The sequence below is a fragment of the Klebsiella sp. HMSC09D12 genome (assembly GCF_001808475.1).
Classification (GTDB): Bacteria; Pseudomonadota; Gammaproteobacteria; order Enterobacterales; family Enterobacteriaceae; genus Klebsiella; species Klebsiella oxytoca.
This window is the reverse complement of sequence record NZ_KV793469.1, coordinates 21887-41815: the sequence shown is the minus strand read 5'-3', so window position 1 is coordinate 41815 and position 19929 is coordinate 21887. Positions and strand designations below refer to the sequence as shown.

Sequence of the window (19929 nt, the reverse complement as noted above, 5' to 3'; positions counted from 1 at the left end):
TTACCCGAAATCTGATTTATTCAACAAAGCCTCGCTAAAGGGCAAAGCGAAGCCGGGCATGCCTTAAGCTTTAGCTTTATCGGAATTCAGCGCTTAATTATTATTCCGCAGGCGTTTCGTATCTCCCTGCCCACGCTGATCAACGAATATATCACTATCATTAAGCTCAGCTCGATTCTGTCGGTTATTTCGCTGCCGGAACTGCTGCTGACCGGCCAGCGCCTGTACGCGCAGAATTTTCTCGTAATGGAGACGCTGCTGGCGGTCGCGGTCTATTACGTCATGGTGGTCACGGCCTTTACCTGGCTCTTCCGGGCGCTGGAAAACCTGCTGGATATTCAGCGCAAACGTCCGCAAACGCTCAATGAAACGGAATGCGAAACCCTGCGTCAAAACCTGAAGCCGCCGGTGCAGACAACAAAAGCGCAGTCCGCCCGCGGCAACCCGCCGGCGCTCGATTTGCAGGGTATCGAAAAATCCTGGGGCCAGCACCACGTCCTGAAGGGGATTGACCTGAAAGTAGAAAACGGCGAGGTGATCAGCATCATCGGCCCGTCCGGCTCCGGCAAAACCACCCTGATCCGTACCATCAACGCTCTGGAAAGCATTGATGGCGGCGAGATCATTCTTTACGGCGAAGATTATCTGAAGGGCGCCTCCATTATCGATAAACAGCAAATGCGCGCGGGCGTGCGCCGCATCGGCATGGTCTTTCAGGGCTTCAACCTCTTTCCTCATCGTACGGTGCTGGATAACGTGATGCTCGCCCCGCTCTATCACAAGCTTCTTGACCGCCCCGCTGCCAGAGAGCAGGCGCTCTGGCTGCTGGATCGCGTCGGTCTGCTGGCGCACGCCGAAAAATACCCGTACCAGCTCTCCGGCGGTCAGCAGCAGCGCGTGGCCATCGCCCGCGCCCTGGCGCTGAAACCGGACATCATGCTGTTTGATGAACCCACCTCGGCGCTGGACCCGGAGCTGGTTGGCGAAGTACTCAAGGTCATTCAGTCCCTCGCCCGTGAAGGCATGACGATGCTGATCGTGACCCACGAGATGGACTTCGCCTTATCGATTTCTGATCGGGTGGTGATGATGGAAAACGGCGTCGTGCAGAGCGATGTGCCGCCGCAGCGTATTCGCAGCGATGCCGCCGAACCGTCCCTGGCCCGCATTCGTGAATTTATGGGAGTGTAATAAATGACAACTGAACTGGAATTACGCCAGCAGCTGGCGGGCGCCTATCGTCTGGCGGCGCTGTTCGGCTGGGAAGACACGCTCTATACCCACTTCTCCGTTCGCCTGCTCGGCGACGGCGAGCCGCGATTTTTGATTAACCCCTTCGGCATGATGTTTGATGAAGTGACGGCCAGCAACTTAATCGTGGTCGACATGCAGGGCAAAGTCGTCGAAGGCAGCGCACCGGCAAACTCGGCGGGCTTTACAATCCACAGCGCGGTCCATATGGCTCGCGAAGACGCCCACTGCGTGATCCACACCCACACGCTGCCGGGGATGGCTGTCGCCGCCTGTGCGGAAGGGCTGCTGCAGATCAACCAGATCAGCACCGAGTTTTATCAACGCGTCGGTTATCATCCTTATGAAGGCGTGGCCTTCGATCTCGATGAACGCGTGAGGATCCAGCGCTCGCTCGGCGAGAATATCGCCCTGATCCTGCAAAGCCACGGCCTGCTGTCGGTCGGCCGCACCGTCGCCGACGCGTTTTACATCATGTATTACCTGAACCGCGCCTGTGAAATCCAGATGGCCGCCGCGCAGCTGGCTTCGCTCGGCTCCATTCATACGATCCCCGATCGCCTGAGCCAGCACGCCTGCGAGCAGTTGAAGGGAGTCGAACATGAACGCCAGCTGGTGTGGCAGGCGTGGCTGCGTCGCCTCGACCGTCTTGATACTTCTTATAAGAGTTAACGCCTATGACTCCGTTCACTATCGTCGTGGATTGTAACGATCCTCAATATGCCCAGGAGATTTGCGCCGCTTTCGCGCCATTTCCGCAGGCAAAAGCGGTCCTGCCTGACCACCCCGCCGCTCGCGAGGCGCAATACGCCTGCTGCTGGTTTCCCGATCCGCAGATCCTGGCGCGATCGCCGCAGCTAAAGCTGATCCAGGCAGCGTCCGCCGGCGTCGATCATCTCCCGGCCAGCATTTTCGCCAGCGATGTTCCGCTCTGCCGGGTGGTTGACGATGATTTTCGCCACGGCATGTTTGAATACGCGCTGTGGGGCGTGCTGTGGTTTCAGCGCCGCTTTGACCGGGCGCTGGCTCACCAGCGCAAGCGCATCTGGAAGATGTATCCGCAGCGCGCGGCGGCCGATTATCACGTTGGCGTCATGGGCCTCGGTGAAATTGGCGGCTATATCGCCTCGCAGCTCGCCGGGATGGGGTATCGGGTTTCCGGCTGGGCGCGTAGCGAGAAATCCCTTGCCGGCGTGCGCTGCTTTCACGGCGACGCGCTGGCCGGTGAATTTCTTGGTCAGCTGGATGTGCTTATCAACGTCCTGCCGTTAACCGAGCAGACGCGAGGTATCCTCGCCCACCCTTTACTGGATCGGCTCCCCAACGGCGCGGCGTTGATAAACTGCGGCCGCGGCGAGCATATGGTGAACCAGGACGTGATCCGGGCGCTGGATAGCGGCAAGTTATCCGGCGCGGTGCTCGACGTCTTCCCCGTCGAGCCTCTTCCCCAGGAAGACCCGCTGTGGCAACACCCGCAGGTAGCAATTACGCCGCATATGGCCTCCATCGCCCAGACGGAGGCGATCGCCCGCCAGCTGCTGGATAACATCCAGCGGCTACATCGGGCGCTGCCGCTGAAAAACCGGGTGAACAAACAGAGTGGTTATTAAGCCCGAAAACGTCAAAAGCATAATATCCGCTGCTACGCTTAATGGTCTGTCCAATAAAAAATAAGGCTGGCAGCATGAATATTGATCTATCGGGGAAAGTTGCACTGGTTACCGCCTCCACCGGCGGCATTGGTTTCGCCATCGCCAAAGGTCTGGCGGCAAGCGGTGCGGAAGCGATCGTGAATGGCCGCAGCGAGCGTAGCGTGAATGCGGCCATTGCCCGCCTGCAGAGCGAGGTTCCCGGCGCGAAGACCCGACCGGCGATAGCCGATCTGAGCGACGCAGAAGGCGTGAATCAGCTGATACAAGTAGTAAACGGCATCGACATACTGGTGAATAATGCGGGTATTTACGGCCCGCAGGATTTCTATGCCACCGACGATGCAACCTGGGAAAGATACTGGCAAACCAACGTGATGTCCGGGGTTCGTCTTTCGCGCGCGCTGCTACCGGCCATGGTACAGAAAGGCTGGGGTCGGGTGGTTTTTATCTCTTCGGAATCGGCACGCAACATCCCGGCGGATATGATTCACTACGGGGTCACTAAAACCGCTCAGCTATCGCTGGCCCGCGGGCTGGCGAAATATGTTGCCGGCAGCGGCGTCACCGTGAACAGCGTCCTGCCGGGACCGACCCTTTCGGATGGCTTTGCCGAGATGATGAAAGACGAAGTCGCTAAAACCGGCAAATCGCTGGAGCAGTTGGCCAAAGAGTTTGTGATGGCAAACCGCCCCAGTTCGGTGATTCAGCGCGCGGCCACGGTAGAAGAGGTCGCCAGTATGGTGGTTTACGTCTGTTCGACTCAGGCTTCGGCGACGTCAGGCGCGGCGCTGCGCGTGGATGGCGGCGTAGTGGATGATATCGTCTGACGCGCTGTGCGCGGATAACAAAACGTTCAGCGCGCAGGCGTTTATCTTGAGCAAAGTTAGCGCCTGCGCGCTGCCCTTTTGCCGACCAGCAACAGCGCCAGCGCAACCACAACCGGGACCAGCGATCCCCACAATACGGCGTTCCAGCCGAAGAGGTTCATCAACGCGCCCGAGGAAAATGAGCCAATCATCATGACGCCGAAAACGATAAAATCGTTCAGCGATTGCACCTGGTTTTTTTCTTCCGGTCGGTGGAAATCCATAATCTGCGTCGACGCGCCGGTAAAACCAAAATTCCAGCCGATGCCCAGCAGGATCAGCAACAGCCAGTAGTGCATAACATCAATACCGGCCAGGCCAACCATCACCGAGAGCGCCAGCAGAATCAACCCGGCAGCGTTAATACGCCGGGCGCCGAAACGAGCGATCAATTTGCCGGTGAAAAATCCGGGACCGTACATGGCGATTACGTGCCACTGGATACCCAGATTCGACGCCTGCTGCGACAGGCCGTGCATATGCATGGAAAGCGGTGCGGCGGTCATCAGGAAGTTCATTACCATGTAGGCGATTGCGCCGCTAAATACCGTTCGGGAAAACCCGGGCTGGCGCACAATTTCGCCCAGCGGACGCCCGCCGGACTTCGCCTGCGCCGCCGGTTCGGCGGTTTTTACTCCCAGTAATACCCACGCCGATACCGCTGCCACCAGCCCCTGAGCAATAAAGGTCATGGCAAAGGTGTGCGGCGGCCAAAGATTCATGGTGCCGGTCACCAGCATCGGACCGATGACCCCTGCCGCCACTCCGCCCCCCATCACCAGGGAGAGCGCACGCGCTCGCCGTTCGCCGCTGACGCCGTCAGTAGCGGCAAAGCGAAAGGAAACCGCCACCGCCGCATAGGCGCCGCCGAAAAAGGCCGCGATGCAGAATAGCCAGAACGAACTCATGACCACCGCCGTCGCCGCCAGCAGTCCCGTCAACATACCGGCGCCGGTCCCGACCATAAACACCGTTTTGCGTCCGCGCCTTCTGGCCAGCGCGCCAAACGGCAAAATACAGGCCGCCATGCCCAGAACAAAAATGGTAATCGGCAGCGTGGCCAGGGTTGGAGAGGGCGCGATGGCGTTGCCAACAATCGCCCCGGTAGCGTAGAACACCACCGAGTTTGCCCCAGCCAGCGCCTGCGCCGTCGCCAGGCGAACAATATTCTGGTTTTGCTGCCTGACGGGCAACGTCATTTCAGCGCTCATAGATTCTCATTATCCTGAATTCATTTTTCGTTATGCCAACGCCCAGGATGACATAATGAACGTAATCAGGCATTTCGACCAGCCATCACGCCGCCATCAATATCCCATACCGCGCCGGTCACCCAGCGGGTGCTATCGCTAAGCAGAAACGCTACGGTTTGCGCGATATCGTCAGGCGTACCGACGCGGCCAATAGGATGGAAGCCGTCGAAGCTACTCATCACATCCTTCACAGCATCTTCAGATATAAAGGCTTGATAGTTTCATGACTGGCTGCTTCACGATGTGCTGGCGGAGAGCGGGAACGCTGATTTTCTGCCGCTGACCCCGCCATAGAAAACCTTTGTTGTTTTATGGGTTGACCTGGTCATGGATGCGCCACTTCTGTTTGAGCACATTTTTGTCCTGGCTATCCAGCCACTGATTTACCTTTTCCAGCAGCTGCGGGTTATCTTTATTCATCATATAGACTTTGAAGCTGGCGGTGCCCGGGAAGGGTTGCTCATTGGCCACGCAAAACACGCCTGGTTCGTTGCTTTGGTAATACACGCCTTCGATCAGGTCGGTTACCATCATATCCGCCGTTTTCTGCCGCAGCGCTTCAAGGTTATCCACGTTATTTTTCACCCGAATAATCTGCGCCTGCTTGAGATGTTCATCCACAAAGCTTTGATTGGTGCCGCCCGGGTTCACTACCACCTTCACGTTTGGCTGGTCGATTTTTTCCAGGCTGCCGAGAGCGGGCGCCGCCGCGCAGTTAGCCAGCGCAATTTTGCCGTTCGGCACGACCGGCTGGCTTAAGGCAAATTCCTTCGCCCGGGCCGCAGTTTCCGTCACCCCGCCCATAGCAATATCAAACTTATCCGCTTTCAGGTCCGCAGAGAGCGTTGGCCAGCTGGTCGGCACAAAGCTTACCTTTAGCCCAAGCCGCTTGCCGAGATCCTTCGCCATATCAACATCGTATCCCAGCAGTTCTCCGGCTTTATTATGAAACGCCAGCGGCGCGTAATCTCCCGGTACGCCGACTTTAAGTTCGCCGCTTTGTTGAATGCTGTTCATGTCGCGCGCCTGGGCGCCGAAGGCGACAGCAGCGATGACGAAAGCAATACCTGACTTCAACTTCATCTTTATATCCTTGTTCAAATGTGAACCGTTTTATGATTATCCTGCGCTGCGCAGCGGATTCTGTTTATCGTTCATAAAATCTTTAATCATGGATGCCGTCAATACCGGCGGCGAAAAACGCGAGATCGTTCCGTCGGCCGCTTGCCCGGCGAGCTGCTCGCAAAAGCGCTCAACCTGATTAACCGGACAGCCGGCAATATCCTGGGCGGAAAAACGCCACCACCGTAGCGCCAGCAGCTGCTCGATAATCGCCTCGCTAAAGCGCATGCGGATAACTTTCGCCGGGTTACCGCCGACTATGGCGTAAGGCGCGACATCTTTGACCACCAGCGCGTTGGCGGCGACAACTGCGCCATCGCCAATAGTGATGCCCTGCGCCAGAGTGACGTTCTGGCCAATCCAGACATCGTTGCCGATGGTTATCGGTCGGGGAGTTTTTTCAAAAGGATAAAACTGGTTGGGCCTGCCGCTATCGGCAGCCAGCGTCGCCATCACGCCGGAGTGATGGGCATAAAAAACCGGGCTGGCGCTGGCCCACTCCAGGGGATGCCGATCGCCAAGTACCTGTAACCGGTCGGCAATCGATGTGTAGCGCCCCACTTTAATCAGCGCCGGCAGCAGGGTTCGCGTATAGCTAAAAGCGCCCAATGATGCCAGCCGTTCGCCGCAGCGCCCCCAGTAGGTGGTATACGCCTCGGTGGTTAAATTTTCCGGTATCTCGATCGGCAGATCGTCACGGTAAAAGGCGTGGGCGCAGACCAGCTTCTGCCCGCCGACAAAAATTCGCTGCGCCTGCAACAGGGGTTTAAGCTCCCCAAAGGTGATTTTCATGATCGATTTCCCGCACCAAAGTATTCCCGGTCAGCCGCTTCATCTCTCGATCATTGATAGCGTACCGATCCGCTCGCCGCGCGAAAAATCACTATGACATCTCTTTTTTGTGAGCTACAACGCGAAAGCGTTGGGCCGTAATCGCCTGCGATCGTCAGTTATACTCCAGCGCAAAGGTCACCATGCTATTGGCGGTGCCGGCGGTCACCGCATCATCGGTCTGAACGTACTGGGCGTTGAAGTTGATATTCTCCGCGCTGCCGGCGCTGCTGGCGTTAACCCGCTTTAGCACCGGGAGATTGCTGGCCTCGTTGATTTTGACGCTGGTCCCTGCCGCAGGCGCCGGGGCGCTGTTATTGCCGTACGTGAGCCTGACGCCCACCCCGCTCGCAGAGGCGTTGGCTTTGCTTAACGCGAGGGTATCCGTACCGCCGCCTGGTGAGGTGACGCCAAAAAAGCCGATGCGGATATCGGTTGGCGTGGAGCAAAAGACCGGTATGGAGAAGCTTTTCGCGCTGCCGCCGGTGGTGCTTTTGCCCTTGAACTCCGCTTTATTCACCGTCCCCAGGCTAACGTGAATATTCGTGGTTGAAACCTGACAGCTGCCGCTGCTGCCGATATCGACGTTCAGCGCCGCCATATCGAGCGTGACCGGCGAGCTGGCGACAAAACCGGCGCGGCTGTCGGCCTGCTGCTGGATCGTCAGTTCGCCAATCTGCGGCTGCGCCGGAACGTTAGCGTGGTTACCGCTGACCAGGGCGACGTCCCCGGTCTTATAAAACGTCACAAAGACTTTCACCACAATCTGCTGCTGGTTCAGCAGGTTAGCCATCTCCTGGCTGTCACACACCGTCACGGATTCCGCATTATCAGCCGCGTGGCTGCCATCAATAAAGCGAACCGCGCCGCCGCTGCACTGGAAGCCCAGTGAGTATCCGATACCCTCCAGCGCCGAGGGGAACACGTGCTGACCGCCGATGGAAAGCGGCGATGAGGCCGTTTTTAGCTGCCGATAAACCAGACGCTTTGCCGCCGCTTTCGGCACCTGAAGATCGCAGGAGAAATGAATCCCGCTGCCGTTATCCGCCATCACGCCGGTCATCTGCGTATTCAGCGGCAGCGTGGGCAGGTACTTGATATTCTGGACGTTAACGGTCATCTGGCCGATATCCCCTTTGCAGGTTTCCGCCCAGCCGCTGTGGCTATAGATGCCCGCTATCAGCAGGAATAAAAACGATACTATGCGCAAAATCACCTCTGTGCAGACCTACTGGCAGAAGCCAGAGACGGTTTTAACCGGACTCTGCCTCTGCTGTACGGTATCGGTAAGATGGAAATGCAGCGCGCATCTCCGTGAGATGTTGTCGGCATTCCAGGCAACATCCAGCGTCCCTTCCTGCGGAATGCCGCTCAGATAGACCTGCCCGCCATCGGCCACCATGCCGCCCGGGGCCCCGCCAGGATCGTCTTCAGCTTTCCGCAAGCGAACGCTGGCGCCGAACGGCAGCGGCCCGTGACTATCGCTGAGGGTAAACAGCACGCGGCTGCCGATATGGGTCTGGTAGTTCGCCTGCACCACCGCCCCGCCGCCGGGGATCACCGTCTGTCCTTCAAGTTCGACATCGGCATCGTCGGCCAGCGATTCGGTATCAAGCGTAATGGTATTTTTGCGATAGGCCGTCAGCGAAGGCACCACCGCATAGCCTCGCCAGTCGGTATGCACATTGCTGCCGTTCTGAATCGCCACCTCAGCAGCGCCCGGCGCGCGCACGATGGCAAAGCTTTCGCCGACGGTCTGCCCGAGCGTCACGCCATGAGGATGGGCGACAACGGAGCCCGATGCGCCCCAGGTAAGCTGCTGACTGGCGCTATCGTGGCGATAGCCAAGCTGCGCGGTTCCGTAGCCGCCGTGGTAATCCAGTGCGGCGCTGCTGTTACTGCCCTGGCCGCCGTTAACGTAGCCCTGCTGGAGGGAGTAGTAGAGATTGGGATGATGTGGAAGCGAACCGAACAGCGACGCCTGCTGCGAAGTACGTCCGCTATTGTCGGAGGTCGTGCTGTAGCTGATCGCGCTCTCGGATAGCGGGCCGAAAAGCGGAACGCTCAGATTAAAGGACCACGAACGATCGGCTTTTTGTCGATCGGATGATTGGGTGTAGTAATAACCCACGCCCCACGTCACGCCTCGCCAGGCGCTGTAAAATCCGAGATGCAGCGTTTCATCGCGGCTATGACTGTGCCAGTACTCCTGCGACCAGGCGGATATCGCCAGGCTGCTGATACCGCCAAAGGCCTGAGAAAGCGATATTTCTTCGCGGCTGCGCTTGTTGTCGAGCAGCCCGTTGCGGCTTTCAAGCGTATTCGCTTCGCTGAAGTCATAGTAGCCGCTGGAGGAGTAGCGATAGCTGGCGAGACTGAATGAAGTCCCCGTGCCGGCAAAATCCTTCTGATACTGCACGCGCACCGAATGACCTGCCGAGCGCTTTCCCGACGGCGCTGTGGTGTTTGCCCACGTCGCATCGCCTCCGATCGACCCCAGTTCGCCCAAACCGCGCCCGACGCCAAGCGCCCACGCCTGGTAATCCTGCGCCAGCTGGCTACCGCCGTAGAGCGTGAATTCAGCCGGTAGCCCATAAAACAGCGTGCCCTGTAAAAACGTCGGCGACTGCCCCTGGCGCTGCGCTGAACGGAAGCGCCCGGCGCTCAGGTTGTATTTAACCCGCCCTTCGCGCAGCATAAAGGGTACGGCTGAAAAAGGTTGCGTAAAGGTTCGCACCGAACCGTCGCTCTCTTTCACCTGGACTTCGAGGTCGCCGCTTTGCGCCGTCGGATAGAGATCGTTTATTGCAAACGCCCCCGGCGAGACGAACGTTTCATAGATCACGTAGCCATGCTGGGATATCGTCACCTTGGCATTACTATGCGCCATCCCGCGGATCGTTGGAGCGAAGCCGCGCTGGCTGTCCGGCAGCATTTCATCATCGGACATTAGCTGAATACCGCGAAACTGCACGCTGTCAAAAACGTCGCCGGTCGTAAAGGTATCGCCCATTCGCAGCAGGCTTTTGAGGGATTTCACATCGCGCTGTAGCCAGGTGCTCTGCGAATTCCAGCGCCGGGTGCGATCGTACTCCATCGACGATACGTTGCGCAGGCGCCAGGCCCCAAGGTTAACCCCGCTGCGTAGGTTCAGATAGCTGGATTGGCTATTGTCATCCGGCTGCCGGGTTTGCGACCCGGTCAGGTTGTAGTTAACAAACGCCGCCGGGATACCGTCGTCCCAGCGCGCTGGATCCACGTATCCGCGGCTCTGGACGTTCATGGCCGCCTGGGGAATGCTTAAGATCAGGCGCTGATCGGCAAAATCGAAACGGCTACTGGCATCAGGAATGTAGCGCTCGATGTGGGTGAACGCTTGCCCCTCATGCAGCGATTGAAAGGCAGAAAAAGCGCTGACGTTCACGCCATATTCCGCCAGCTGCGCCGGGGTTAACTGCGGCTGCAGCGCGCCGTTGCTGTCGATAAACGTCACCTCGCCCCGGGTTATTTCCTGATTATTCACCCAAATGCTGACTGAATAAGTCCCCGGCTGCTGGCCGCCTGATTTTGCAAAATAGCGTAAGTCAGCGGTCTTTTGCTGCGGATTGGCAAATTCTAAGGCCGCCGGATCGAAGTACTCATCCGCCCGCGCGATGCCGCTTTGACAAAGCAGGAAAAGCGCCGTCGGCACCGTCGCTAATAATGAAATCCCGCCGGTTGGCGCAGCGATCGCCGTATAACCGGAAGTCATACCAGAGGGGTTATTTTTCACAATATCCTGACCAGACGAAGCAAAATTACTGTTGCGCGAAATCCGTCATCCCGCCGAAATCATTAATGGCGCGCCACTTAATAATGCCGGTGCGATGAATCGGCCACTCTTGCTGGCTAAAGGGTCCAATCATGCCGGGTTCAGTAATCTCCTTGCCGCCCACCGAAAGGGTAAAAAATGAAACAAAATAGGGCGTCGGGTTTTGTGCTACCAGCCGTGAGCCGTCAATTTTAAATGTCAGCTTGCGCCATGCATCGGCTGGGTCACCCGTCAGGCCATTCGGGCGATAGAAGATTTTAAATTTTGATTTAATATTGACCTGTAGCTTATTCACTTCATCTTTTTTCGTTGGCGCAATACTTTTTACATTGAGCCAAAATACCGATTCCCGATCCGCGGGCAGCGTTGCGCCAATGAAATTAATACGCAACACGTTCTGCTGTTCTGGATCGAGCCGGAATAACGGCGGCGTAACGATAAACGGCACCCGGCTCTTATTATTCTCCGCATAATTTTCCACCCACGATTGCACCAGATAAGGCGAATGGCTATCTGCATTAGTAACTGATATTGCGGCCTCTCGCTTCCCTTCCTGATAGATTACCCGGGTTCCTCCCATGACAATACCGGCGTGGGCCGCGGTGGATAATATTAACAAGGCTAGCGCGGCGATCGTTCGTTTCATAATCATTACCGTCCGGGAATAATAAAAGCGGGTATCAGTAACAAAGCCTGATAATAAATATGGATAAACCAGGGCGCCCGTCTTTCAGCCAGGCAGAAGCTAACGCCTTGCCCGGCCCGGGCAAGCTTTAATAACCGTAGCGTTACCCGCTTTTATTTTATTAGTTGTAAACCATATTGAAGTTAGCTGTACCGTTGGCAGAACCCGCGGTAACCGCACTGGTCGAGACATAGTCAGCAAAGAATTCGAGATCGGCGGTTCCGGTAGTGGTGCCGCTGGCACCGGCGGTAACGCTATGGCCGCGAGAAACGTCGCCAAGCTCAACCGGCGTCGATTTGTCATCTTCATACAGCTTAATCGCTACCCCTTTTGCGGTACCGTTAATCGCCAGTAGATCGCTATTGTTGCTATCGCGGGTACCGTCAAACAGCACCGAGACGGTGGTGACGGTGGAAGGACAATCTTTGACTTTGATATGAAAGGAGGTTTTGGTGGTTTCTGAACCCGTGCCGGTAAAATAGCTGCTCGCCCATTTTCCCAGATCGACGCTTTGATTCGCGCTGGTGCTATCAACATTACAGGAGGAGTCGGTAATAGAGCCGGTAAATTCCACCTGACCGCCCGTTCCTTGCGTGCCCGCATTCGAGCCGGGATTCACGGTCATTGCCGAACTGGCCGGCTGTGAAGGCGTGGATAATGCGCTGCCAGACACCAGAGCACCGACAAACATTGCCATAATACGAAATTGCTTTTTCATTATTTATCTCATCTCTAACTTATATTTTTACAGATTCCGCGCTAAGGCTTAAGGCCGCGCAAATCTGCATACAGATCCTCCATGTTAATAGTATTGGCGTTCCGTCCGCAGGCCATCAGGAAAAAACCCGTGCCGCTCAATTGATCATGCGTAATAAAATAAAAAGTGCTTTTAGCGAAATTGACTAACCATTTATTCAGGGAACAAATAAATACTATCCCTACCCATTACAAATCGCAATATTTTGTTATGTTAATGAAATGCTGTTTTATTTCACATATAAAAATAATATTAAAGACATTGCGCTTTTTGTTAATTAACGCAACCAAAAATCACGATACAATAACATCAAATCGCAACATTGGATTGCACAATTTAACAAACGCAACGAATTTAGCCGCTATTTTGCGGCAATAAATCCGTGAGCACGCGCGGCATTTATTAAATATTAGGATTAATCTTAGGTTGCGTTCAATCTTATTTTCGTAAACGAATAATCAATAATCACGTGAGTAATTATTAATAATCAATATGGAAGAAGCTTTTTTAAGCGGCAAGCGGCTGGACGCAAAAGCAATAACAGTACTTTTTTTATGGAATAAAAACCCGCAATCAAACAAGATTGCGGGCGGTATTGAAAAATGAATAAATAGCAGGCTTCGATCAGAACAGGCCCAGCGGCGCGGTACCGTAGCTGACCAGCAGGTTTTTCGTCTGCTGGTATGCGTTGAGGGCCATTTTATGCGTTTCACGCCCTACGCCGGACTGTTTGTAACCGCCGAATGCGGCGTGCGCAGGATAGATGTGATAACAGTTGGTCCACACCCGGCCGGCTTTTATGCCGCGCCCCATGCGATAGGCAAGATTGGTATCCCTCGTCCACACCCCAGCCCCAAGGCCGAACTGGGTCTGATTAGCGATAGACAGCGCCTCAGCTTCATCCTTAAAGGTGGTCACGCCAATCACCGGGCCGAAAATCTCTTCCTGGAAGCTGCGCATATCGTTGCGTCCCTGAATCAGCGTCGGCTGAATATAGTAGCCGTTATCCAGTTCGGCAGAGATGCTGGCGCGTTCGCCGCCGGTCAGGATGGTACCGCCTTCATCGCGAGCGATCTTGATATACGAGAGTATTTTATCGAACTGCTGACGTGACGCCTGCGCGCCGATCATCGTACCGGTGTCAAAGGGGTCGCCGCGGCGAATTTGCGCCACTTTGTCCATGACCCGCGCCATAAAGGGTTCGTAAATAGACTCCTGAATCAGCGCGCGGGACGGGCAGGTACAAACCTCCCCTTGGTTAAAGAAGCCCAGCACCAGGCCTTCCACCGCCTTCTCGATATACTCTTCTTCCCCCTCCATCACGTCGGCAAAGTAGATGTTCGGCGATTTACCGCCCAGCTCAACGGTGCAAGGGATAATGTTTTCCGCCGCGCAGGCCATAATATGGCGGCCAACCGGCGTCGAGCCGGTAAAGGCGATTTTGGCAATGCGTTTACTGGTGGCCAGCGCTTCGCCCGCCTCCTTGCCAAAACCCTGAACCACGTTAAGGACGCCCGCCGGGAACAGATCGCCAATAATCTCCAGCAGCAGCGTGATGCTTAGCGGCGTCTGCTCCGCCGGTTTTAGTACCACGCAGTTACCTGCCGCCAGCGCCGGCGCCAGTTTCCAGGCGGCCATTAACAGCGGAAAGTTCCACGGGATAATTTGTCCGACCACGCCAAGAGGCTCATGGAAATGGTAAGCCACCGTCGTTTCATCAATCTCCGCCGTGCTCCCTTCCTGCGCGCGCAGGCAGCCGGCGAAGTAGCGGAAGTGATCGACCGCCAGCGGCAGGTCGGCGTTGAGCGTTTCGCGGATCGGTTTGCCGTTATCCCAGCTCTCCGCCACCGCCAGATACTCGAGGTTGGCCTCAATACGGTCGGCAACCTGCAGCAGCAGATTGGCGCGCTGCTGAGCCGACGTTTTGCCCCAGGCGTCGGCGGCCCGATGCGCCGCATCCAGGGCGAAGTCGATATCTTTGGCATCCGATCGCGGGAACTGACCAATGTTGCTACCGTCGACCGGGGAGGTGTTCATAAAGAATTCGCCGCCAATCGGCTCGACAAATTTACCATCAATAAAGTTACCGTAAGCAGACTTCAGTGAAACCAAAGCGCCCGGCGTGCCAGGATGTGCATAACGCATCGCGAATCTCCTTCATGTAGGGTTGAAGCGCAGCGGCGTATTAGTTTTGTCCGGCGGCTCGCTGCGTCTTCAGACCATTGCAGGGGGCGTGCCACCTTTTTCGCCACCAAAAATATTTCTATTTTTCATATTGATAGCCTATAAATCTCGCTTTCTGTTGCACTGAATGTTCCTTATGTGTTGCAAATCGCAACACTAACAAAACCTTGTAGCTACAATATTGCAACACTAGTGAGATGACGAGGTGTCCCGTGCCAGGAAATCCATTTGCCCTGACGCCAGAGATCAAAGCGAGCCCGCTGCTGAGCGACTCCTGGTGCCGCAGCCAGCGCTATGGCATCGACCCCGCTACTGACGACTTCCCTCGCCTGCACGCCAGCGAGCTGGCCGACAGGCTCGCCAGCCATAGTCGTCTGCAAAAGCTGGCCCAGCCGGTGGTTAATGCCTTGTCCAGCAAGGTCAACGATCTGCAATCGGTGGTGATCCTCTCTGACGCCAGCGGACTGGTTTTGCAAACCTTTGGTGAGACGCAGGCCATGCAGAAAGCGCAGCGCTTCGCTTTAGCCCCGGGCAACCTGTGGAGCGAAAGCGGACGCGGAACCAACGCCATCGGCACCGCGCTGGCGATAGACGACAGCTGCGAAATTGATGGCCGTCAGCATTTCCTCACCAGCAACCAGGGCCTGTATTGCGCCGCCGTACCGCTGCAAAATCCCGAGGGGAAAATAGCCGGGGTGCTGGATATCTCCGGCCCGGCCCACTATCCGCACGCCCGGACGCTGGCGTGGGTAAAAGGCGCCGCGAAGCAAATAGAATATCTATGGGTGAAACAGAGTCTGCACCCGCAGCAGTGGCTGATGAGCCTGCATCCCCGGGCGGAAAAACTCGACAGCGTAGACGAACGGCTGCTGGTCTTTACCGATAACGTGCTGACGGCGGCTAACCGGCTGGCGATGCGCGAATTCGACCTCGACGCCGCCCGGTTTGGTCATCTCACTTTCCAGCAGCTTTTTTCGCAGCTGCGGCAAACCGCCGTTAGTATCCCGCTGCCGGTCGCCGTCGGAGGGCACAACTACTATTACCGTCTGCGTGCTCCCGCGACCGCCAGCGTGGCGACGACCGCGCGCCCGGCACTCGATCTGCCGTTCTCCAGCCCGCATGAATCAGAAAAGCTGCTGCGTCTGCTTAATGCCGGGATTGGCTTATGTATCGAAGGAGAGACCGGCTGCGGCAAAGAGTACGTCAGCCGCACGCTGCACCGGCACAGCCGCTGGAGCAGCGGCAAATTCGTCGCCATCAACTGCGCCGCTATTCCGGAATCGCTAATTGAATCAGAACTGTTTGGCTACCAGCCCGGCGCGTTTACCGGGGCAAACAAAAACGGCTATATCGGCAAAATCCGCGAGGCCGATGGCGGCATTCTTTTTCTTGATGAAATTGGCGATATGCCGTTAGCGCTACAGACCCGGCTGCTGCGGGTCTTGCAGGAGAAAGAGGTCACGCCGCTAGGCGCCAGCCGGAGCTCGCCGGTGAACTTCGCGGTCATTTGCGCGACCCATCGCAACCTGGCGCAGCGGGTGGCCGAAGGCGTCTTCCGCGAAGACCTGCTCTACCGCCTGCGTGAGTTTGCCCTGACGCTGCCGCCGCTGCGCAAGTGGCCTGAACTGCCTGCGTTTATTCAGCGGCTGTGGCGCGAGCAGGGCGGAGAGAAACGTCGCATCACGCTGGCCCCGGAGGTTATACAACGGCTGGCGGCTCAGCCCTGGCCAGGCAATGTGCGCCAGCTGCAAAGCCTGATGAGAGTATTGCTGGCGCTTGCCGAAGATGGTGAAACGCTGGGGGTCGATGATTTGCCTCATGAGTACCGAACCCCGACCGCCGCGCCGGGTGGGCTACAGCAGCACGATGCGCAGCTGATTGCCGACACCCTGGCAAGCTATAACGGCAATATCAGTAAGGCCGCGCAGGCTTTAGGCGTCGCACGCAGTACGCTCTATCGCCGCGCCGCCCGCCGCGGAGGCCAGTGAGCCAGCCATGGAGATTACGTCAGGGCATGAAGCGCGGCGGTAGCCAGGCGAACAGGCGTTTACTTATCGTTTCGCACAGGGAGGTTAATCGTCGCCCGACGCCCTGCCAGACAAGCTGCGCGCTACCGACGCCGCAGGCTGAAATAAATACCGCCCCCACCATATCCAGCGGGAAATGTACCCCAAGAAAGATCCGCGCCCAGGCCACGGCCAGCGCCGCCAGCAGCAACAGTATCCCAACTGCCCGTGCGCGCGCAGACAATAAAGCCAAAGCGGCGCTAAACATCACCGTACCGTGATCGCTCGGAAAACCGTTATCCGCCGGATGAGCTATCCAGGTATGGCCCAGAGGGATCATAAACGGACGCGGATGAAACCACAGTATTCCGCAGATGGCTCCCAGCCCCAGCGCGATAAGAATACTCAAGCTACAAAACAGCGCCTGTCGATGCCCCTGGTGCCCTCCGGAAAACCACAGCCAGAGCAGAACGGCCGGCACCATGAAGATCGTTCCGCTCGCAGCAACCCGAGCCAATAACAGGATCGCGTCCGGTGAGCCGGGCGAGGCATTCAGTGCTAAAAAGAGGCTTTGATTTAAGGTTTCCAGTGCGTTCATGGCGGTAGCTCGTGCGGTCATATTTTCGTCATTATCGCTGACCTGGCTTAAGTTACGCTTAACCCGGAGCCAAAGAATCGTCATGGATTCAGCCAGGCTATTTAGCCTCACAACATTCATGACTGGCGTAATGCGCTTTTTTATTTTAGAATTTACTAAATTTAGAAAAGACTAAAATAAATGAATACACCAGAACAGCTACAAGCCAGCGCGGGCGAAGCCGCCGCGCTGCTGAAAGCCATGAGCCATCCCAGCAGGCTTTTGATTCTGTGCATGCTGTGCGATTCGCCGGGCACCAGCGCCGGCGAGCTGGCGCGGATCACCGGATTAAGCCCCTCCGCCACATCTCAACATCTGGCGCGAATGCGCGATGAAGGGCTGATCGGCTGCGAGCGTCAGGCGCAGCGGATCCACTACTTCATTACCCGGCCAGCGGTGCAGCAAATCGTCACCGCGCTAAAGTCAATTTACTGTCCTTAAGGAGCGTCTATGACTATCGCTACACTTTCTCCCGCCGAAGCCCGGGCGCTCATCGACAGAGGCGCCCGGCTGGTCGATATCCGCGATGCCGATGAATACGCCCGTGAGCATATTCCCGGCGCACAACTCGTCCCACTGGAAACCTTGAACAAAGGCGCAGCGCTGCACGCCAGCCCCGAGGAGACGATTGTTTTTCACTGTCAGGCAGGTTCGCGCACTCAGAATAACGCCGCCCGTCTGGCCGCCTCCGCCGCGCCGGCGCAGGCCAGGCTGCTGGCTGGTGGAATACAGGCCTGGAAAGCGGCAGGTCTGCCGGTGGAAGAGGATAAATCACAGCCGCTACCGCTGATGCGTCAGGTTCAAATCGCCGCAGGCGTCCTGATTTTGCTTGGCGTCGCTTTAGGTTATGCGGTTAACAGCGGCTTTTTTTTGCTTAGCGCATTCGTCGGCGCCGGACTCGCCTTCGCCGGTATCACCGGCTTTTGCGGCATGGCGCGGCTTTTGGCGCTGATGCCCTGGAATCGTCGTTAACCCCTACCTCTTTCGGTCAGCTGTTGATAACGCTTTTGCTGAGCTATGGTTATTGTCAGCGATGATTTTTATTAGCACACAGGAGAAGAAGTATGTTTACAGTCGGTGACCTGGTACAGCCGCGCGCAGGCGGACCAAAACTCAAAGTCGTTGAAGTCCAGGGCGACAGCATTATTGCCGTTCAGGCCGGTAACGAGCAGGGGGAGAAATATACGCTGAAAGCAACCGAGGTAACGGCTTATAAAGAAGACGGCGATTTTGGCGTGTGCTGATTAAGCCGGGTAAAAATAACGGTGGGTTTCCCCACCGTTCTGAATATTAGATCAGGAAGCTCTCAAGGGATTTACCCTCAGCGACGGCTTTAGCGAGCGGCTTCGGCATACGTCCCTGCCCGGTCCAGGTTTTCTCGGCGCCGGTATGATCGGTAAAACGATATTTAGCCGGACGCGGCTGGCGCTTTTTGCCGCCTTTTGAAGTCGCGGTCGCGTGGCCCACTAATTCCTCTGGGGTGATACCGTCAGCGGTCATTAATTCCAGCCAGGTGTTTATTTTTTCCTGATATTCCGCCTGCTGTGCCTGAGCAGCCTGCTCTTCAGCGCGTTTTTCTTCAGTGACGGTCCTTAGCTTTGCCAGCATATCTTCAAGCACGTCAATGGAGAATTCACGAGACATGGCGCGGAGTGAACGAATATTATTCAGTTTCTCTAATAGTAATGACATATATTTCAAAAAATTCCCAAATAGCAAATAAAACAAAAGTGACGGCAATAGTTTAATTGATTCGATTATTTATTTCCAGCCCTGGATAATTCTGTATATCCATCCTCACTTAGCGACAACAAATATGATAAACAAACCGATAACAGGGTAATTATTAGCAATGAATAAGCGCTGAAAGATAGGTCAATATGAATAGCGGCCATTCTTTGATGTAATACCTGTAGGCTCAGCGAGTTATCAGAATATTCCGCTTAGCCAGGCAAAATGCGGCAGGCGTCTGTACGGAATATTCATGCATGAGTTATGAATAGCCACCCAGAGAGTTATACAGCATATCATGCTGGTTTTATGCTCTTTGATACGTAAAAAACTCCAAAAGTGACCCCGTTCACATCAGAACCCGATTCTGTCGCGAAACGACGCTGTTACCCATTGCCAGAGGTATCGTCCATTCTGCGCGTAATAAAATCAAATCATTGATAAATAATAAAAAATGAAGCAATGACAACAAAAGTAGCGTAATGAACAAAAAACAGCCAGTTGCAGAGTATTTTATCGACAAAAAGCCTTTAAATAAAAATTTATAGCTAGTTGCCACTTTTAATGCAGAGATATACTCTACGCACATCAAAACAGGCAACCCAAAACGCTAAACAAAAGCGAATCTTTTGGCATTATCGACTTCATTTTCGAGGAGCACACCGATGTTCTCTGCGCAGTCCCGCTTGCGTCATGCGGTAGCAGACACCTTTGCGATGGTGGTTTACTGCACCGTTGTGAACATGATGATCGAAATCTTTCTCTCCGGAATGAGCTTCGAGCAGTCGTTATCTTCAAGACTGGTGGCGATTCCGGTGAACATTATTATTGCCGTCCCCTACGGTTTTTATCGCGATTTTGCGATGCGCCAGGCGCGCCGCGTCAGCACATCAGGCTGGATGAAGAACATTGCGGATGTGGTGGCCTATGTGACTTTCCAGTCGCCGGTCTACGTGGCGATTTTGCTGGTTGTCGGCGCTGACTGGCATCAGATTGCCGCGGCGGTAAGTTCAAATATCGTGGTGTCGATGATGATGGGCGCAGCGTACGGCTACTTCCTCGACTACTGCCGACGCCTTTTCCGCGTCAGTCCCTACCAGCAGGCCAAAGCCTGAGTTAATGCAAAAAAGCGACTGGTTCCGC

General features: G+C 55.8%; 18 protein-coding genes and 2 pseudogenes. 9 read left to right on the top strand and 11 right to left on the bottom strand.

Translation table 11 applies throughout. From position 1 onward, the window contains the following. Positions 1 to 27: 27 nt before the first annotated feature. The 4 genes and pseudogenes from HMPREF3178_RS11155 to HMPREF3178_RS11140 form a co-directional block, all read left to right on the top strand. Positions 28 to 1191 (top strand): annotated as a pseudogene (locus tag HMPREF3178_RS11155) (ATP-binding cassette domain-containing protein); the annotation flags it as partial. A gap of 3 nt (positions 1192 to 1194) precedes the next feature. Then, a complete protein-coding gene (locus HMPREF3178_RS11150) occupies positions 1195 to 1923 on the top strand; it encodes a class II aldolase/adducin family protein (RefSeq protein ID WP_017145520.1) in 729 nt (242 codons plus the stop codon). 5 nt (positions 1924 to 1928) lie between these two features. Continuing rightward, positions 1929 to 2861, top strand: a complete 933-nt coding sequence (locus HMPREF3178_RS11145; RefSeq protein ID WP_017145519.1) for a 2-hydroxyacid dehydrogenase — start codon at positions 1929 to 1931, stop codon at positions 2859 to 2861. Between the two features lie 74 nt (positions 2862 to 2935). Next, positions 2936 to 3730, top strand: a complete 795-nt coding sequence (locus HMPREF3178_RS11140; RefSeq protein WP_017145518.1) for an SDR family NAD(P)-dependent oxidoreductase — start codon at positions 2936 to 2938, stop codon at positions 3728 to 3730. A 56-nt stretch (positions 3731 to 3786) separates the two neighbouring features. Here HMPREF3178_RS11140 and HMPREF3178_RS11135 read toward each other — a convergent pair whose 3' ends face one another. From HMPREF3178_RS11135 to HMPREF3178_RS11100, 9 genes and pseudogenes are all read right to left on the bottom strand, one after another. Further along, positions 3787 to 4980: an MFS transporter gene (locus HMPREF3178_RS11135; protein ID WP_017145517.1), complete on the bottom strand. Its 1194-nt coding sequence runs from the start codon at positions 4978 to 4980 to the stop codon at positions 3787 to 3789. A gap of 65 nt (positions 4981 to 5045) precedes the next feature. After that, a pseudogene (locus HMPREF3178_RS29865) lies at positions 5046 to 5240 on the bottom strand (SDR family oxidoreductase); the annotation flags it as partial. Positions 5241 to 5331: 91 nt separating this feature from the next. Then, positions 5332 to 6105: a transporter substrate-binding domain-containing protein gene (locus HMPREF3178_RS11130; protein ID WP_004104727.1), complete on the bottom strand. Its 774-nt coding sequence runs from the start codon at positions 6103 to 6105 to the stop codon at positions 5332 to 5334. 36 nt (positions 6106 to 6141) lie between these two features. Then, the gene (locus HMPREF3178_RS11125) at positions 6142 to 6936 is read right to left on the bottom strand and encodes a CatB-related O-acetyltransferase (protein WP_004104728.1); all 795 of its coding nucleotides are present in this window, start codon (positions 6934 to 6936) and stop codon (positions 6142 to 6144) included. A 154-nt stretch (positions 6937 to 7090) separates the two neighbouring features. Then, positions 7091 to 8185 carry a fimbrial protein gene (locus HMPREF3178_RS11120; protein WP_004104729.1) on the bottom strand — a complete coding sequence of 365 codons (1095 nt, stop codon included), beginning with the start codon at positions 8183 to 8185 and terminating at the stop codon, positions 7091 to 7093. A gap of 18 nt (positions 8186 to 8203) precedes the next feature. Beyond that, entirely contained in the window at positions 8204 to 10747 is a 2544-nt protein-coding gene (locus HMPREF3178_RS11115; RefSeq protein ID WP_004104730.1) for a fimbria/pilus outer membrane usher protein, read from the bottom strand. A 25-nt stretch (positions 10748 to 10772) separates the two neighbouring features. Continuing rightward, on the bottom strand, positions 10773 to 11432 hold the full coding sequence (locus tag HMPREF3178_RS11110; RefSeq protein WP_032692342.1) for a fimbrial biogenesis chaperone: 660 nt from the start codon (positions 11430 to 11432) through the stop codon (positions 10773 to 10775). 160 nt (positions 11433 to 11592) lie between these two features. Beyond that, positions 11593 to 12189: a fimbrial protein gene (locus HMPREF3178_RS11105; RefSeq protein WP_004104732.1), complete on the bottom strand. Its 597-nt coding sequence runs from the start codon at positions 12187 to 12189 to the stop codon at positions 11593 to 11595. Positions 12190 to 12852: 663 nt separating this feature from the next. Beyond that, a complete protein-coding gene (locus HMPREF3178_RS11100; protein ID WP_004114686.1) occupies positions 12853 to 14373 on the bottom strand; it encodes an acetaldehyde dehydrogenase ExaC in 1521 nt (506 codons plus the stop codon). A 251-nt stretch (positions 14374 to 14624) separates the two neighbouring features. On the opposite strand from HMPREF3178_RS11100, the gene HMPREF3178_RS11095 reads away from it, so the two are divergent. After that, positions 14625 to 16400, top strand: a complete 1776-nt coding sequence (locus tag HMPREF3178_RS11095) for a sigma-54-dependent Fis family transcriptional regulator (protein ID WP_004104735.1) — start codon at positions 14625 to 14627, stop codon at positions 16398 to 16400. A gap of 19 nt (positions 16401 to 16419) precedes the next feature. Here the strand turns inward: HMPREF3178_RS11095 and HMPREF3178_RS11090 are convergent, their stop codons facing one another. Beyond that, positions 16420 to 17016 carry a phosphatase PAP2 family protein gene (locus HMPREF3178_RS11090; protein WP_029496789.1) on the bottom strand — a complete coding sequence of 199 codons (597 nt, stop codon included), beginning with the start codon at positions 17014 to 17016 and terminating at the stop codon, positions 16420 to 16422. A 180-nt stretch (positions 17017 to 17196) separates the two neighbouring features. On the opposite strand from HMPREF3178_RS11090, the gene HMPREF3178_RS11085 reads away from it, so the two are divergent. The 3 genes from HMPREF3178_RS11085 to HMPREF3178_RS11075 all read left to right on the top strand — a co-directional run bounded on the left by HMPREF3178_RS11085 (position 17197) and on the right by HMPREF3178_RS11075 (position 18299). Then, positions 17197 to 17496, top strand: a complete 300-nt coding sequence (locus tag HMPREF3178_RS11085) for an ArsR/SmtB family transcription factor (RefSeq protein ID WP_004104742.1) — start codon at positions 17197 to 17199, stop codon at positions 17494 to 17496. A 9-nt stretch (positions 17497 to 17505) separates the two neighbouring features. Beyond that, the gene (locus HMPREF3178_RS11080; protein WP_004104743.1) at positions 17506 to 18027 is read left to right on the top strand and encodes a rhodanese family protein; all 522 of its coding nucleotides are present in this window, start codon (positions 17506 to 17508) and stop codon (positions 18025 to 18027) included. Positions 18028 to 18119: 92 nt separating this feature from the next. Further along, positions 18120 to 18299: a YodC family protein gene (locus HMPREF3178_RS11075; protein ID WP_004104744.1), complete on the top strand. Its 180-nt coding sequence runs from the start codon at positions 18120 to 18122 to the stop codon at positions 18297 to 18299. A gap of 46 nt (positions 18300 to 18345) precedes the next feature. On the opposite strand, the gene stpA is transcribed toward HMPREF3178_RS11075, so the two are convergent. After that, positions 18346 to 18747 carry a DNA-binding protein StpA gene (gene stpA / locus HMPREF3178_RS11070; RefSeq protein WP_004104745.1) on the bottom strand — a complete coding sequence of 134 codons (402 nt, stop codon included), beginning with the start codon at positions 18745 to 18747 and terminating at the stop codon, positions 18346 to 18348. Between the two features lie 704 nt (positions 18748 to 19451). On the opposite strand from stpA, the gene alaE reads away from it, so the two are divergent. After that, positions 19452 to 19901 (top strand): L-alanine exporter AlaE, encoded by a 450-nt coding sequence (gene alaE / locus HMPREF3178_RS11065; RefSeq protein WP_004104747.1) that lies wholly within the window; start codon positions 19452 to 19454, stop codon positions 19899 to 19901. Positions 19902 to 19929 lie beyond the last annotated feature (28 nt).

Bases quoted from the DNA above. Each gene is read 5' to 3' on its own strand.
- HMPREF3178_RS11150 (WP_017145520.1), top strand. From the start codon at position 1,195: ATGACAACTGAACTGGAATTACGCCAGCAGCTGGCGGGCGCCTATCGT.
- HMPREF3178_RS11145 (WP_017145519.1), top strand. From the start codon at position 1,929: ATGACTCCGTTCACTATCGTCGTGGATTGTAACGATCCTCAATATGCC.
- HMPREF3178_RS11140 (WP_017145518.1), top strand. From the start codon at position 2,936: ATGAATATTGATCTATCGGGGAAAGTTGCACTGGTTACCGCCTCCACC.
- HMPREF3178_RS11135 (WP_017145517.1), bottom strand. From the start codon at position 4,980: ATGAGCGCTGAAATGACGTTGCCCGTCAGGCAGCAAAACCAGAATATT.
- HMPREF3178_RS11130 (WP_004104727.1), bottom strand. From the start codon at position 6,105: ATGAAGTTGAAGTCAGGTATTGCTTTCGTCATCGCTGCTGTCGCCTTC.
- HMPREF3178_RS11125 (WP_004104728.1), bottom strand. From the start codon at position 6,936: ATGAAAATCACCTTTGGGGAGCTTAAACCCCTGTTGCAGGCGCAGCGA.
- HMPREF3178_RS11110 (WP_032692342.1), bottom strand. From the start codon at position 11,432: ATGAAACGAACGATCGCCGCGCTAGCCTTGTTAATATTATCCACCGCG.
- HMPREF3178_RS11105 (WP_004104732.1), bottom strand. From the start codon at position 12,189: ATGAAAAAGCAATTTCGTATTATGGCAATGTTTGTCGGTGCTCTGGTG.
- HMPREF3178_RS11100 (WP_004114686.1), bottom strand. From the start codon at position 14,373: ATGCGTTATGCACATCCTGGCACGCCGGGCGCTTTGGTTTCACTGAAG.
- HMPREF3178_RS11090 (WP_029496789.1), bottom strand. From the start codon at position 17,016: ATGAACGCACTGGAAACCTTAAATCAAAGCCTCTTTTTAGCACTGAAT.
- HMPREF3178_RS11085 (WP_004104742.1), top strand. From the start codon at position 17,197: ATGAATACACCAGAACAGCTACAAGCCAGCGCGGGCGAAGCCGCCGCG.
- HMPREF3178_RS11080 (WP_004104743.1), top strand. From the start codon at position 17,506: ATGACTATCGCTACACTTTCTCCCGCCGAAGCCCGGGCGCTCATCGAC.
- HMPREF3178_RS11075 (WP_004104744.1), top strand. From the start codon at position 18,120: ATGTTTACAGTCGGTGACCTGGTACAGCCGCGCGCAGGCGGACCAAAA.
- stpA (WP_004104745.1), bottom strand. From the start codon at position 18,747: ATGTCATTACTATTAGAGAAACTGAATAATATTCGTTCACTCCGCGCC.
- alaE (WP_004104747.1), top strand. From the start codon at position 19,452: ATGTTCTCTGCGCAGTCCCGCTTGCGTCATGCGGTAGCAGACACCTTT.